This window comes from Sabulicella rubraurantiaca, from assembly GCF_017355885.1.
GTDB classification, from domain to species: Bacteria; Pseudomonadota; Alphaproteobacteria; order Acetobacterales; family Acetobacteraceae; genus Roseococcus; species Roseococcus rubraurantiacus.
The window spans coordinates 91,594-104,426 of the sequence record NZ_JAFEUU010000010.1 but is presented as its reverse complement, the minus strand read 5'-3'; the positions used below and the strand labels follow the sequence as shown (position 1 = coordinate 104,426).

13 protein-coding genes and 1 other RNA gene are annotated in these 12,833 nt (G+C 70.9%); 7 read left to right on the top strand and 7 right to left on the bottom strand.

Going from position 1 to position 12,833, the window contains the following annotated elements; translation table 11 throughout:
• Positions 1-235: 235 nt before the first annotated feature.
• The 5 genes from JTJ31_RS17105 to ffs form a co-directional block, all read right to left on the bottom strand.
• Positions 236-1,687: an FAD-binding oxidoreductase gene (locus JTJ31_RS17105; RefSeq protein ID WP_207539933.1), complete on the bottom strand. Its 1,452-nt coding sequence runs from the start codon at positions 1,685-1,687 to the stop codon at positions 236-238.
• 117 nt (positions 1,688-1,804) lie between these two features.
• Entirely contained in the window at positions 1,805-2,392 is a 588-nt protein-coding gene (gene recR, locus JTJ31_RS17100; protein WP_207539932.1) for a recombination mediator RecR, read from the bottom strand.
• Between the two features lie 19 nt (positions 2,393-2,411).
• Positions 2,412-2,735 carry a YbaB/EbfC family nucleoid-associated protein gene (locus tag JTJ31_RS17095; RefSeq protein WP_207539931.1) on the bottom strand — a complete coding sequence of 108 codons (324 nt, stop codon included), beginning with the start codon at positions 2,733-2,735 and terminating at the stop codon, positions 2,412-2,414.
• Positions 2,736-4,613, bottom strand: coding sequence for a DNA polymerase III subunit gamma/tau (locus JTJ31_RS17090; protein ID WP_207539930.1), 1,878 nt, complete (start codon positions 4,611-4,613; stop codon positions 2,736-2,738).
• Positions 4,614-4,635: 22 nt separating this feature from the next.
• An RNA gene (ffs, locus tag JTJ31_RS17085) (signal recognition particle sRNA small type) lies at positions 4,636-4,732 on the bottom strand.
• 66 nt (positions 4,733-4,798) lie between these two features.
• Between ffs and JTJ31_RS25060 the strand changes: the two genes are divergently transcribed.
• From JTJ31_RS25060 to JTJ31_RS17075, 3 genes are read left to right on the top strand one after another with little or no spacing between them, the layout of a single operon-like run.
• Positions 4,799-4,930, top strand: coding sequence for a hypothetical protein (locus JTJ31_RS25060; protein WP_268957096.1), 132 nt, complete (start codon positions 4,799-4,801; stop codon positions 4,928-4,930).
• A gap of 55 nt (positions 4,931-4,985) precedes the next feature.
• On the top strand, positions 4,986-5,912 hold the full coding sequence (gene nudC, locus JTJ31_RS17080) for an NAD(+) diphosphatase (protein ID WP_207539929.1): 927 nt from the start codon (positions 4,986-4,988) through the stop codon (positions 5,910-5,912).
• Entirely contained in the window at positions 5,909-6,193 is a 285-nt protein-coding gene (locus JTJ31_RS17075; RefSeq protein ID WP_207539928.1) for a phosphoribosylamine--glycine ligase, read from the top strand. Before nudC ends, JTJ31_RS17075 begins: the two co-directional genes overlap by 4 nt.
• 45 nt (positions 6,194-6,238) lie before the next feature.
• On the opposite strand, the gene JTJ31_RS17070 is transcribed toward JTJ31_RS17075, so the two are convergent.
• Positions 6,239-7,456, bottom strand: a complete 1,218-nt coding sequence (locus tag JTJ31_RS17070; protein ID WP_207539927.1) for a hypothetical protein — start codon at positions 7,454-7,456, stop codon at positions 6,239-6,241.
• A 128-nt stretch (positions 7,457-7,584) separates the two neighbouring features.
• Positions 7,585-8,430, bottom strand: a complete 846-nt coding sequence (locus tag JTJ31_RS17065; protein WP_207539926.1) for a prephenate dehydratase — start codon at positions 8,428-8,430, stop codon at positions 7,585-7,587.
• A gap of 135 nt (positions 8,431-8,565) precedes the next feature.
• Here JTJ31_RS17065 and JTJ31_RS17060 point away from each other — a divergent pair, with 135 nt between their 5' ends.
• Genes JTJ31_RS17060 through JTJ31_RS17045 form a run of 4 tightly spaced genes read left to right on the top strand, consistent with a single transcriptional unit; the run spans position 8,566 to position 12,825 of the window.
• On the top strand, positions 8,566-9,102 hold the full coding sequence (locus JTJ31_RS17060) for a c-type cytochrome (RefSeq protein WP_207539925.1): 537 nt from the start codon (positions 8,566-8,568) through the stop codon (positions 9,100-9,102).
• On the top strand, positions 9,099-9,887 hold the full coding sequence (locus tag JTJ31_RS17055) for an inositol monophosphatase family protein (protein ID WP_207539979.1): 789 nt from the start codon (positions 9,099-9,101) through the stop codon (positions 9,885-9,887). The genes JTJ31_RS17060 and JTJ31_RS17055 overlap by 4 nt, the downstream gene beginning before the upstream one ends.
• Before the next feature lie 8 nt (positions 9,888-9,895).
• Complete coding sequence (locus JTJ31_RS17050; RefSeq protein WP_207539924.1) at positions 9,896-11,728, top strand: extracellular solute-binding protein; 1,833 nt, start codon at positions 9,896-9,898, stop codon at positions 11,726-11,728.
• Positions 11,725-12,825: a microcin C ABC transporter permease YejB gene (locus JTJ31_RS17045; RefSeq protein WP_207539923.1), complete on the top strand. Its 1,101-nt coding sequence runs from the start codon at positions 11,725-11,727 to the stop codon at positions 12,823-12,825. The genes JTJ31_RS17050 and JTJ31_RS17045 overlap by 4 nt, the downstream gene beginning before the upstream one ends.
• Positions 12,826-12,833 lie beyond the last annotated feature (8 nt).

Here is a 12,833-nt window from a genome sequence, read left to right as displayed (position 1 = left end):
AGGCAGAAGCGCTGGATGGAGGCGAGGATATCGTCGGCAGACTTGGTCCAGCGGAGGGGTTCAGCGCGGTGTTGTGGGCGTCGATGACACCGCGCTGATCACCCGGACCCGCCGATCCTCGGACAAGGTCTTCGCCATGCCGGCCGCCTCCGCTCAGCAGAAAGGGTGGATCAGATCACCCCCGCGTCGGGGAAGCACTTTCGCGAATCAGCTCGAACGCAATGTGCTCTAGACGTCAGGCGATGCCCTGCCGGCGCGGCGGGGCGAAGGCCCCGTTCGGGTCCAGCCGCGCCCGCAGCGCCGCGAGGCGCTGCCGGTTGGCACCGTAATACGCCTCCGCCGGGTCTTCGAGCCCCGGGTCCACGAAGTTCTGGAACGAGCCGCCGGGCGCGCCGGCCAGGGCGTCGCTCGCCCAGTGGAAGGCGCGCTGCCAGGCCAGCGCCGCCTCGACGCGTGCCGGTGAGTCCCCCGCGCCCCAGGTGATCTCCGTGCCGGTGAGCCATTCGGCGTCGCGGTGCACATAGGCGGTGTCGCCCGGCGCCTTGGCGCGGATCCGGCCGCCCACCTGGAACATCTTGAACAGCGCCTCGCCGGAGGTGCCGGGCCAGTTGCGGAGGCGGCGGAACGCCTCTTCCGCCAGGGCCTCGGGGAGGTGCCCGGTGAAGCGGGAGGTTTCCCGGTAATAGGCCGGATCGCCCTCCTCGCTGAGCAGGGCCTGCGCGTCCCAGTACGCCATCGTCTCGACGCGTCCGGTCGCGGGACGTGCGCGCAGCACGGGCTGGAGGATGGCCATCGCCTCCTCGTGCGGCCCGCGCAATTGCCCGAGGAGGGTCAGGCGCGGTGTTCCGCCATGCCGGCGATCCGGCGCGAACACCGTGACCTTGGAACCGAGCCGGTCCGGCGCCGCTTCCAGCGCCCGTGCCAGGGTCAGGAACAAGGCCGGGTCCGCGTCACGCCATGCCAGGTCGAACATGGTCACCGGCTCGGCGGGGAAGGGCGCGAGAATCCATTGCGTGGCGGCGCCGAGATTGCCGCCCCCGCCGCCACGCACCGCCCAGAACAACTCGTCTCCTTCGCTGGCCCGCACCTCGGTGCCGTCGGCCAGGACCAGAGAGACGGCGCGGACGGCATCGCAGCCCATGCCACGGTCGCGCATCGCGAAGCCGATGCCGCCGCCCATCAGGAAGGCGCTGGCTCCCACGCCGCCGCAGCGCCCATGTGTCACCATCAGGTCATGCGCACGCAGCGACGCGTAGACGTCGTGATTCAGCACGCCGCCGCCCAGCGTCACGGTTCCGTCCCGCTCCACCCGGATCCTGGACATGGGCCGCATGTCCACCAGCAGCCCGTCCGTGACCGAGCAGCCCGCATAGGAATGCCCGCCGGAGCGCAGGACGAAGGGAACGCGGTTCTCCTGCGCCCAGGTGATCGCGCTGGCGACGTGGGCGGGCTCGGCGCAGCGCGCGATGGCGAGGGGCCGCGTGCCGGCATAAGCGAGGTTCTGCGGCCGCGAGAGGGTGTCGAGGCGCGCATCGCCACGGCCGATCAGCTCCGCGACGCGGCCGCGCAGCAGCGTGGGGTCGGGACGGGTGGTGGCGGACAGGGCGCGGCGTGGGGCAGCCAGCGGCAACGAGGCCGCGAGCGGCAGCGCCAGCAGCGTGCGCCGCCGCCGCAAGGACAGTGTCATTTTGCGATCCCCTCCGGCCACCTGCCGAGCAGGGCGCGGACCTTGGGAGGGGAAGCAGGCCCCGTCCATCGGGACACTACGTAAGCCTGGAGGCCAATCCGTCCGGACGGATTCGCTTCAGCGCCGCGCCTTCAGCGCCGCCGCCAGCGTCCCGTCATCCAGCACGTCCAGCGCCCCGCCGATCGGCACGCCCTGGGCAAGGCGCGTCACCGTCACCCCGCCCGGCTCCAGCCGTTCCGCGAGGTAATGCGCCGTCGTCGCGCCCTCCACCGTCGCGGGCAGAGCCAGGATGACCTCGCGCGCCTCGGTCGCACGTCGCAGCAGCGGCGCGATGGACAACTCCTCCGGCCCGGTGCCCGCGAGAGCGGACAGCGTGCCGCCCAGCACGTGATACGTGCCCTGGTGTGCGTGTGCCCGCTCCAGCGCCCACAAATCGGACACGCCTTCCACCACGCAGATCAGCCCCTGGTCCCGGTCGGGATCGGTGCAGATGGAACACGGGTCGCGGCTGTCGAGATTGTTGCAGACGCGGCACTTCTTCACGGCTTCCGCTGCGCTGCGCAGCGCATCGGCCAGCGGCAGCATCCGCGTCTCGGGATCCATCAGGAGGCGCAGCGCCGCCCGCCGCGCCGACCGCCGGCCAAGCCCCGGCAGCTTGGCCAGCAGCGCGATCAGGTGCTCGACCGGATCGACATTCGGGCGCATGGCGACGCCGCGCGCCGTGTCAGAAGGGCAGCTTGAGGCCGGGTGGCAGGGACATGCCGGCGGTGGCCTTCTGCATCTCCTCCGCCATCATCGCCTCGACCTTCTGCTTGGCATCGGCATGGGCGGCGACCAGCAGGTCCTCCAGCACCTCGCGATCCTCGGCGGTGGCAAGGGAGGGGTCGATGGTGACGCGCTTCAGCTCGCCCTTGCCGGTGAGACGCAGCTTGACCATGCCGGCCCCGGCCTGGCCTTCCACCTCGGTGGCTTCCAGCTTCGCCTGCATCTCCTGCATGCGCGACTGCATCTGCTGCGCCTGCTTCAGCATGTTGCCCAGGTTCTTCACTCAATCCTCCTCTGCGATGTCGTCGAGCCCGACGGGCTCGGCATCTGGCGGTGCGAAATCGGGCAGGGCATCCGCCTCCTCCTCGGAGGGAGCGGCGGGCTTCAGCCCGTAGGCGTCGGTGTCGGCGTCGCGCACCGCCTCCAGCGTGGCGCCCGGGAACAGGTCCAGAATGGCGAGGACGAGCGGGTGGTTGCGCGCCATCTCCCGCCGCCCGGCCTCGGCCGTCGCGGATTGCTCGGCCAGGGTCGGCCCGCCCGGCTCGTTGCTCAGCGCCACGGTCCAGCGCCGGCCGGTCCGTTCCTCCAGCAGGGCGGAAAGCTTGGCACCCAGATCGCGCGGCGCCTGCGGCCGCACACGGATCTCCAGGAGCGGCGGCGCCACGCGCACCGGATGGACGTCGTGCAGCAGATGCGCGTGCAGCAGCGGCGACACGCCATGCGCCAATGCAACGATCGAGCGCCATTCCGTCGGCGCGGCGAGGGGCGCTGGGGCAGGGGCGGGCGCGGCCTCGGCGACGGGGGCGCCATTCACCACGGCGCGCAACACCGGGGCGCCATTCGCCGGGCCGGGGCCGGACGCGGGGGCGCCGCCCCCGGCGGGAACGGCACCACCTTCGGCCAGGCGCTTCAGGATGTCGCCCGGCGTCGGCATTTCCGCGACATGGGCCAGGCGGATCAGCACCATCTCCGCCGCGGCGAGGCGGTCGGGGGCGGCATTCACCTCCTCGATCCCCTTCAGCACCATCTGCCAGGCGCGAGTGAGGGCGGGGACGGAGAGCCGCGCCGCAAGCTCCGCGCCACGCGTGCGCTCGGCCTCCGGCAGGGCGGGGTCATCCTTCAGCGTCGGGATGGCGGCGAAGCGCGACAGGGTGTGGATCTGCTCCAGCATGTCCTGCAGCACCGTCACCGGCTCGGCGCCGCATTCATGCGCCTCGCCCAGCCGCGCCATGGCAGCCGCCAGGTCGCCGCGCAGCGACGCCTCCACCAGATCCAGCACCAGGGACCGGTCGGCGAGGCCGAGCATGTCGCGCACGGATTCGGCCGAGACGCGCGCATCCGCTCCGGCCAGCGCGATGGCCTGGTCGAGCAGCGACAACCCGTCACGCACCGAGCCATCGGCGGCGCGCGCCAGCATGGCCAGCGCCTCCGGCTCCGCCTGCGCGCCTTCCAGCCCGGCGATGCGGGCGAAGTGGCGCGCCAGCGTCTCCTCCGGCACGCGGCGCAGCGCGAAGGTCTGGCAGCGGGAGCGGATGGTGACCGGCACCTTCCGCAATTCCGTGGTTGCGAGGATGAAGGTAATGGAGGGCGGCGGTTCCTCGAGCGACTTGAGCAGGGCGTTGAAGGCCTGCTCCGTCAGCATGTGGACCTCGTCCAGGATAAAGACCTTCTGCCGTCCCTGGGCCGGACGGAAGCGCAGCGCCTCGCGCAGCTCGCGCACGTCGTCGATGCCGCGATTCGAGGCGGCGTCCATCTCCACCACGTCCGGGTGGCGGTCGGCCATGATGGCGCGGCACTCGGGGCAGACACCGCACGGGTCGGCGGTGGGGCCCCCTTGGCCGTCGGGGCCGACGCAGTTCAGCGCGCGAGCGATGATGCGCGCCGTCGTCGTCTTGCCCACGCCGCGCACGCCGGTCAGCAGGAAGGCGTGGTGGACGCGGCCGCGCGCGAAGGCGTTGCGCAGGACGCGCACCAGCGCCTCCTGGCCGATCAGGTCGTCAAGGGCCTGGGGTCGGTACTTGCGGGCAAGGACGCGATAGGGCGCGGCGGGCGCCTCGGCGGCGGCAGGCGGCGGCGCGGCGGGTGAATCGCCAAACAGGCCGGGACCGTCGGGCGGTGGCTCAGGCAGGCCCTCTTGCGGGGCGAGGAGATCGCTCGGCATGGCCCCCCTGGGATGAAACGCGGTGGAAGGCCGGTGAATGACCCGGGCGAGAACCCGTTACGGCTGCTTCCTTCCGGACCTGACCGGGTTGGCGGGGAGCCCGTCCACCGCCGACCTTCCGCCCCCCATATCGCCCTTCGGAGGCTCCGAAGCAACCCCGGAAGCCTAGGCAGCGTTGCCCCGGCATGAACGCGCCCGAACCCCTGAACAAGGTCGAGGCCCGCCAGGGCGACCGCAAGACGCTGAACCGGAACGTGCTGATCTGGGGCCTTGCCCTCGTGATCGCCGCCTTCGTGATCGGCTACTTCCTGGCCTGACCGGCAGGCGCCGTCCCCTTCCGCGCGGGTCCGCCCCGTGGCAGGGTCCGGCGCGATGCTTTCCTTTCCCGCCAGCCGTCCCAACGCCTATACCGGCTCTCCGCTCGACCGCGCCTCCGGCCGGCGGGACGAGGAAGCCTTCGTGGCCGCCGCTTTCGACGACCCGGCCTCGCTCTTCATCCCGGTCTGGCGCGCCCGCTCGCTCCTGCTCGGCGTCGAGGATGGCAAGCCCGAGGCGGTGATGCTGACCGGCGAGACTGCGTCCTCCGTCCGCATGGCGGGCGGCCCCTGGGCCCTGCTTGGGCTGCTTGAGGAGCGCGCGGTCTTCGCGGTGGATTGCTCGGCGGCGGATGATCCGCTGCCGCTGCTGCCGCCTTCCATGGGCACCTTCCACGATCTGCGCGCCGTCGCCGGAATGCTGCCGCCCGGCGAGGCCAGCATGCTCGCCCATGCGCGCGGCCTGATGCACTGGCGCGTGAAGCACCGCTTCTGCGGCGTGTGCGGCGCGCCCTGCGAACCGCGCTCCGCCGGCAACGCCACCGCCTGCACCGCCTGCAACGCGCAGCATTTCCCGCGCACCGACCCGGCGGTGATCATGCTGGTGGTGCGCGGCGATTCCTGCCTGCTTGGCCATTCGCACCGCTTCCCCAACAGCGTCATGTACTCAACCCTCGCGGGCTTCGTAGAGCCGGGCGAAAGCCTGGAGGAAGCGGTGCGGCGCGAGGTGCTGGAGGAAACGGGCGTCCAGGTGGGGCAGGTGCACTACCATTCCTCCCAGCCCTGGCCCTTTCCCTCCTCCATCATGCTCGGCTTCCATGCCGAGGCGCTGTCCGAGACGATCCAGATCGACCCCGAGGAACTTAAGGATGCGCGCTGGTTCACCCGCGAGCAGGTGAGGAACCCGGACGCGCACGGCTTCGCCCTGCCGCGCGTCGACAGCATCGCCCGCCGTTTGATCGAGGACTGGCTCGCCGCCCCATGAAGATCGTCCTGGCCCTGCCGGCCCTTCTCGTTCTTGCTGCCTGCGCGCGCACGCCCTCCGGTCCGCCGCTGACACCCGAGCAGCAGGCCTGCCGCGAGGAAGCCCGCCGCTCGCCCGAGTATCGGGAGGTGATGCGACGGGTGAATCCGATGTTCGAGATCCGCAATGACGGCGTGATCAGCGACGACCTTCGCGTCGCGGAGGCGCAGGCTTGGCGCCGCTGCCTGCGGGAGCGCGGCCTGGCCGTGCCGGGCGGCGTGGAAATCATCCGCGGGCGCTGAGCGGAGCCCGCCCGGGTGCGCAGGACGCACCCGGGCGGCCCGGCGTCACATGCGGTTGCGCGCCTCGTCGCGCGCCTGCTGCATGCGCGCGATCCGCGCCTCCTCCGACGCCTCGCGCGATTCGCTCGCCTCGTAATTACGGTCAGTGAGGGCGTCGTCGCTCACCCGGGGCATCTGCGATTCCAGCCCCGCGTCGAAGGGCGGCACGGCCTCGTCCCACAGGTAGGAGCGGACGCGGCGCCGCTCCATCGTCGCGTCGCGGCGGCTGGAGCGCGGCGCTTCGTTCTCCGGCCGCGCCCCGCTGATATTCGTGCCGAGCGCGTCATCCACCCCGCGCGACAGCATCGTGCCGCGCGGGTTGCCGGAGGTGCCGTCCGGCCTTCCCTCGAGATTCGTGCCCAGCGTCTCGTCCACCTCGCGCGCCGTGTCGCCTGAAGAGCGGCGATAGGTTTCGTTTCCGGGCCGCGCGCCGCTCATGTTCGTGCCGAGTGCGTCGTCGAGGCCGCGGCTCAGCTCGGTGCCGGGCGGGTTGCCCGGCGTCCCGTCGGGACGTCCTTCCAGATTCGTGCCGAAGGTCCGGTCCATGTCGCGCGCGGTGTCGCCTGTCGCGACCGGGTCATGCGGGGCGACGCCGCTGACGCCCGCGGCGCGCGCGGCCGTGCCGGTCGCCGTGTCGCGTCCGCGCAGCCGCGCATCCTCGGCGCGGGCATGGTGCGCTGCCATCTCGTTTTCCGGATAGGCGCCGCTGATATTGGTGCCCAGCGCCTCGTCGATGCCGCGGCTCAGCATGGTGCCCGGCGGGTTGCCGGGGGTGCCGTCGGGCTGATCCAGCGCGGTGCCGGTGGCGCCGGCGTGCGTGCTCATGTGCTCGGGCAGGCCGCTCATGTAGTCGGCGCGGGCAGTGTCGTGACGGCCGCTCCACCCCTCGGAGCGCCAGGACGCCTCGCGCTCGTCCATGTCCACGGCGCCGTTGGCTTCCAGGATGTCCGCCGCTTCTTCCCACCGATCATCGGCGAGGCGCACGGAGAGGATGGTGCCGCCGCGCGCCACAGCCTCGGCGTAGGAATGCTGATCAGTGTCGGGCAGGAACAATTCGGCGAGGGATTCCAGGAATCCCTTCTCTTCCTCGGGACGCGCGGCGGAGCCGCTGCGCTGGTGCAGCCCCACGTCGGAGCGGGGGATGCCATGCGCCGCCAGCGCCTCCTGGGCGCGCAGCGCGTCGGATTCATTGTCGAAGACGGCGGTCAGGGTGCGGCGCGCCATGGCAGGTTCCTCCTTGCGTGGCGCCGGCGCGGCAGGGCGAAGCACGCCCGTGTGCCGCCCGGCTGCGGACGCGGTGGGAACGGGGGATGGCGTCCCGCCGTTGCCCTTCCCTTAGCGGGAAGGGATGGTCACGTCCCTTCGTGCGCCACGCGGAACGGATGCGCGCGATAGCATCCCAGCACCTTCACCTCGCGCGAGAAGAAGCGAAGCTCCTCCAGCGCGCGGAACAGGCGTGGGTCGTCCGGGTGACCGTCCACGTCGCACAGGAACTGCGTCGCGGTGAAGGCGCCATCCAGCATGTAGGATTCGAGCTTGGTCATGTTCACGCCATTAGTCGCGAAGCCGCCCAGCGCCTTGTAGAGCGCGGCCGGCATGTTGCGGACGCGGAACACGAAGGTGGTGACCGGGTGTGGCGCCTCGATGGGCGGGGTCTCGGGCCGCGTCGCCATGACGTAGAAGCGCGTGGTGTTGTGCGACGCGTCCTCCACGTTGCGGCGGAGGATCCGCAGGCCATAGACCTCGGCGGCGAGGGCGCTGGCGACCGCGCAATCCTCCGGCCCGCCCTCGCGCGAAACCATCTCCGCCGCGCCGGCCGTGTCGGCCTGGATCACCGGCGTCAGGCTCAGCTCCTTCAGCACCTTCAGCACCTGGCCGAGCGCCATGGGGTGCGAGTGGGCCCGGCGGATCGTCTCCAGCGTCGCGCCCTCGCGGGCGAGGAGGCAGTGCTCCACGCGCTCGTAATGCTCGCCCACCACGGCCAAGCCCGAATCGGGCAGGAGGCGATGGATGTCCGGAACCCGGCCAGCAAGGCTGTTCTCGCAGGGGAGCATGGCGCGCTGGGCGCGACCCTCGCGCACTGCCTCCATCGCCGCCTCGAAGGAGGGGCAGGGCAGGGTGGTCCAGCCGGGATAGGCGTGGCGGCAGGCGAGGTCGGAATAGGCGCCGGGGACACCCTGGAAGGCGATGACGGTCATGCTGCGTCCGTTGCGGAGCCGCGCGGGCGGTTGATGGATGGCGCGGCGGGGTTTATGTGACCGGAACGTCTAAGCCAGGGCCGGAAGGCGCGCAAACCCGCGCCCCGCGCCCGCCACGAGAAGGGTCCGCTCGGCATGAGCCTGGAGTTGAACAAGGCATTCGCGGCCATCCTCACCGCCGGGATCGCCTTCATGGGCGCGGGTATCGTGGGCGAGCAGATCGTGCATCCGAAGCGTTTGGCCACCCCGGCCATCCAGGTCGGGGAGCCGGCGCCGGCGCAGCAGGCCGCCGCCCCCGCCGCGCCGACGATCGAGCCGATCGCGCCGCTCCTGGCCGCCGCCAATGCCGACAACGGCCGCACCCTGGCCACGCGCGCCTGCGGGTCCTGCCACACCTTCAACGAGGGCGGACGCTCGGGCGTCGGGCCAAACCTGTACGGGATCGTCGGCGCCAACCATGCCCATACGCAGGGCTTCAACTATTCGAACGCCATGCGCGCCCTGGCCGACAAGCCCTGGGATTATGAGTCGCTGAACCAGTTCCTTGCCGCCCCGGCCCGCGCCGTCGCCGGCACGCGCATGGCCTTCGCCGGGCTGAACAACACCGGGCAGCGCGCCGACGTGATCGCCTATCTGCGCACGCTGGCGGCCAACCCCGCGCCGCTGCCCTGATCCCGGCGGAATACGTCGCGGCGGCGGAGGAAGCCGCCGCCCTGGCGGGGGCGGCGATCCGCCCCCTTTTCCGTTCCGCCCTGCTGGTGGAAGCGAAGGGCGACGCCTCTCCCGTCACCGAGGCCGACCGCGCCGCCGAGCGCGCCCTGCGCGGTTTCCTGGGAAAACGCTTCCCCGATCACGGCATCCTTGGCGAGGAATACGGCGCCGAGCGGCCGGATGCCGAATGGCTGTGGGTACTCGACCCCATTGACGGCACGCGCGCCTTCCTCACCGGACGGCCCATCTGGGGCACGCTGATCGGGCTGATGCACCGGGGCGAACCCGTGCTCGGCCTGATCGACCAGCCCGTGCTGGGCGAGCGCTGGCTGGGGGTGAAGGGTGAGGGGACGCGCTTCAACGGCCAGCCCGTCCGCACCCGTTCCTGCAAGCGCCTCGCCGAGGCGGAGCTGGCCTGCACCGCGCCCGACATGTTTCCCGAGGCGGACCGGGCCGGCTTCGAAGCCCTGCGCGCCGGGGCGCGGCGCATTTCCTGGGGCGGGGATTGCTACCTCTACGGCCTGCTGTCTCTCGGCCTCCTGGACGTGGTGGCGGAGGCGACGCTGAAGCCCTGGGACTGGGCGGCCCTGGTCCCGGTGGTGGAGGGGGCCGGCGGTTCCATGACCGGATGGGGTGGCGAGGCGCTCCGCATGGGCTGCGACGGACGCGTGCTGGCGCTGGGCGACCCCACGCTGCTCGATGAAGCCAAGGCTTCGCTTGCCGGGGGAGGCCCGCGCCCCCAATAAGCATGGTCATGAAGCGCCGTGACCTCTTCGCTGCCGGATTCGGCCTCGTCGCCGCCGCCGGCTCCGCCGCCGCGCAAGGAGGTCCCGTGCGGACCCATGCGCTGTCGCTCCTGGGCGAGCCTTCGCTGCCACGCGATTTCCCGCATTGGCCCTGGGTCAATCCTGACGCGCCCAAGGGCGGCGAGGTGACGCTGACCGGCCTCGGCTCCTTCGACAGCTTCAACCCCTTTATCCTGCGCGGCACCCCCGCGATCGGCCTGTCCAACCTCTACGACTCGCTGTTGGTGGAAAGCGCCGACGAGTCGAGCACGGAATACTGCCACCTCGCGGAATGGGTGGAGCTTCCGGCGGATCGCCGCGGCGTTTCCTTCGAACTGCGTGAAGGGGCGCGCTGGCACGATGGCCGCCCGGTCACCGCCGAGGATGTGGCCTGGACCTTCGAGGCGCTGCGCACACATGGGCGGCCCTTCTACCGCTCCTACTGGGCCGACGTGACGGAGGTGGTGGCGGAATCGCCGCGCCGGGTCACCTTCCGCTTCCGCTCCGACGAGAACCGCGAGCTGGCGCTGATCCTCGGCCAGTTGCAGGTGCTGCCGAAGCATTGGTGGGAAGGGCGCGACTTCGCCCGCCCGCTGCTGGACGTGCCGCTCGGCTCCGGCCCCTACCGGCTGGAGCGCTTCGAGGCCGGGCGCAGCCTGACGCTGCGCCGCGTGGAGGATTACTGGGCGCGCGACCTGAACACGCGGCGCGGCACCAACAATTTCGACGCGATCCGCTTCGAGTATTTCCGCGACGCCACCGTGGCCTTCGAGGCCTTCAAGGCCGGGCAGATCGATTTCCGCACGGAGAACGTGGCCCGCAACTGGTCCACCGGCTACGACTTCCCGGCCGTGCGTCGCGACCTGGTGAAGCGCGACACGATCCGCCACGAATTGCCGACCGGCATGCAGGCCTTCGTGATGAATTTGCGCCGGCCCCTGTTCCAGGACGCGCGGGTGCGCGAGGCGCTGGTCCACCTCTTCGACTTCGAGTGGCTGAACGCGAATATCTTCTTCGGCCTCTACGCCCGCACCAACTCCTATTTCTCCAACTCCGAGCTCGCCTCCTCCGGCCTGCCCCAGGGGCGGGAGAAGGAAATCCTGGAGGGGTTCCGCGGCCGCATCCCTGAATCCGTCCTCACGACGGAGTTCCGCCTGCCTACCACCGATGGCAGCGGCAACAACCGCGACGGGCTGCGCCGTGCCCTCGAGCTCATGCGCCAAGCGGGATGGACGGTGCGCGACCGCCGCCTCGTCAACGCCCAAGGCCAGCGCTTCGAGTTCGAGATCCTGCTGAACGGCGCGACCTTCGAGCGCGTGGCGCTGCCCTTCGTGCAATGGCTCGGCCGGCTTGGCATCGAGGCGCGTGTCCGAACCGTGGACCCGGCGCAGTACCAGGTCCGCATCGATGGCTTCGACTACGACATGACGATGGAAGTGCTGGGCCAGTCCTTGTCCCCGGGCAACGAGCAGCGCGACTACTTCACCTGTGCCCGCGCGCGCGAGCCAGGTTCGCAGAACGTCATCGGCATCTGCGACCCCGCGATCGACGAGCTGGTGGAGATGGTGATCAACGCGCCCGATCGGCAGGAGCTGATCCACCGCACTCGCGCCCTCGACCGCATCCTGCTGCACCACCATTACGTCATCCCGAATTGGCACCTGCGCGCCTTCTGGGTGGCCTTTTGGGACAAGTTCGGCCGCCCCGAGCGCTCGCCTCGCTACGGCCTTGGCTTCCCCGATTCCTGGTGGGTGGACCCGGCGCGTGAGCGCGCTTTGGCCGAGGCCCGGCGCGGCCTGTGACCGCCTATCTCCTCCGCCGCCTGTTGCTGGTGGTGCCGACGCTGTTCGGCATCATCCTGATCAACTTCGCCCTGGTGCAGTTCGCACCTGGTGGCCCGGTGGAGCAGATGCTGGCTGAGTTGCGCGGCCAGGGCCAGACCATGGGCCGCCTGACCGGCGAAGGGGGCGGCGAAACGCGCGCCCCATCCTCGGCGCCGGGCGAGGGTGGCGGCGGCAGCACCTATCGCGGCGCCCGCGGCCTCGACCCCGCCATCGTGCGGGAAATCGAGCGCAGCTTCGGCTTCGACAAGCCGGCCCATGTGCGCTTCTGGGAGATGCTGGGCGGCTATCTGCGCTTCGATTTCGGCCGATCCCTGTTCCGGGACCGGCCCGTCTGGGACCTCGTGATCGAGAAGCTGCCGGTCTCCGTCTCGCTCGGGCTCTGGTCCACGCTGATCATCTACCTGATCTCCATCCCGCTCGGCATCCGCAAGGCGGTGCGGGACGGGTCGCGCTTCGACCTATGGACCTCGGCGGTGGTGCTGGTGGGCTACGCCATTCCCGGCTTCCTCTTCGCCGTGCTGCTGGTGGTGCTCTTCGCCGGCGGGTCCTTCGTGCAGTGGTTTCCCCTGCGCGGCCTCGCCTCCTCCGGATCGGAGGCCTGGCCGTTCTGGCAGCGAGCGCTGGATTACGCGTGGCACGTCACCCTGCCGACGCTGACGCTGGTGATCGGCGGCTTTGCCGGCCTCACCATGCTCACCAAGAACTCCTTCCTGGAGGAGATCAACAAGCAATACGTGCTGACGGCGCGGGCCAAGGGGGCAGGGGAGGGGCGCGTGCTCTACGGCCACGTCTTCCGCAACGCCATGCTCATCATCATCGCGGGCTTCCCGGCGGCCTTCATCGGCATCCTCTTCACCGGGGCGCTGCTGGTGGAGATCATCTTTTCGCTGGACGGGCTGGGGCTGCTGGGCTTCGAGGCGGCCATCCGGCGCGACTACCCGGTGATGTTCGGCACGCTCTACATCTTCACCCTGCTGGGCCTCGTGATGCAGATCGTCTCCGACTTCACCTACACGCTGGTGGACCCGCGCATCGATTTCGAGGCGCGCCGGTGAAGGACTTG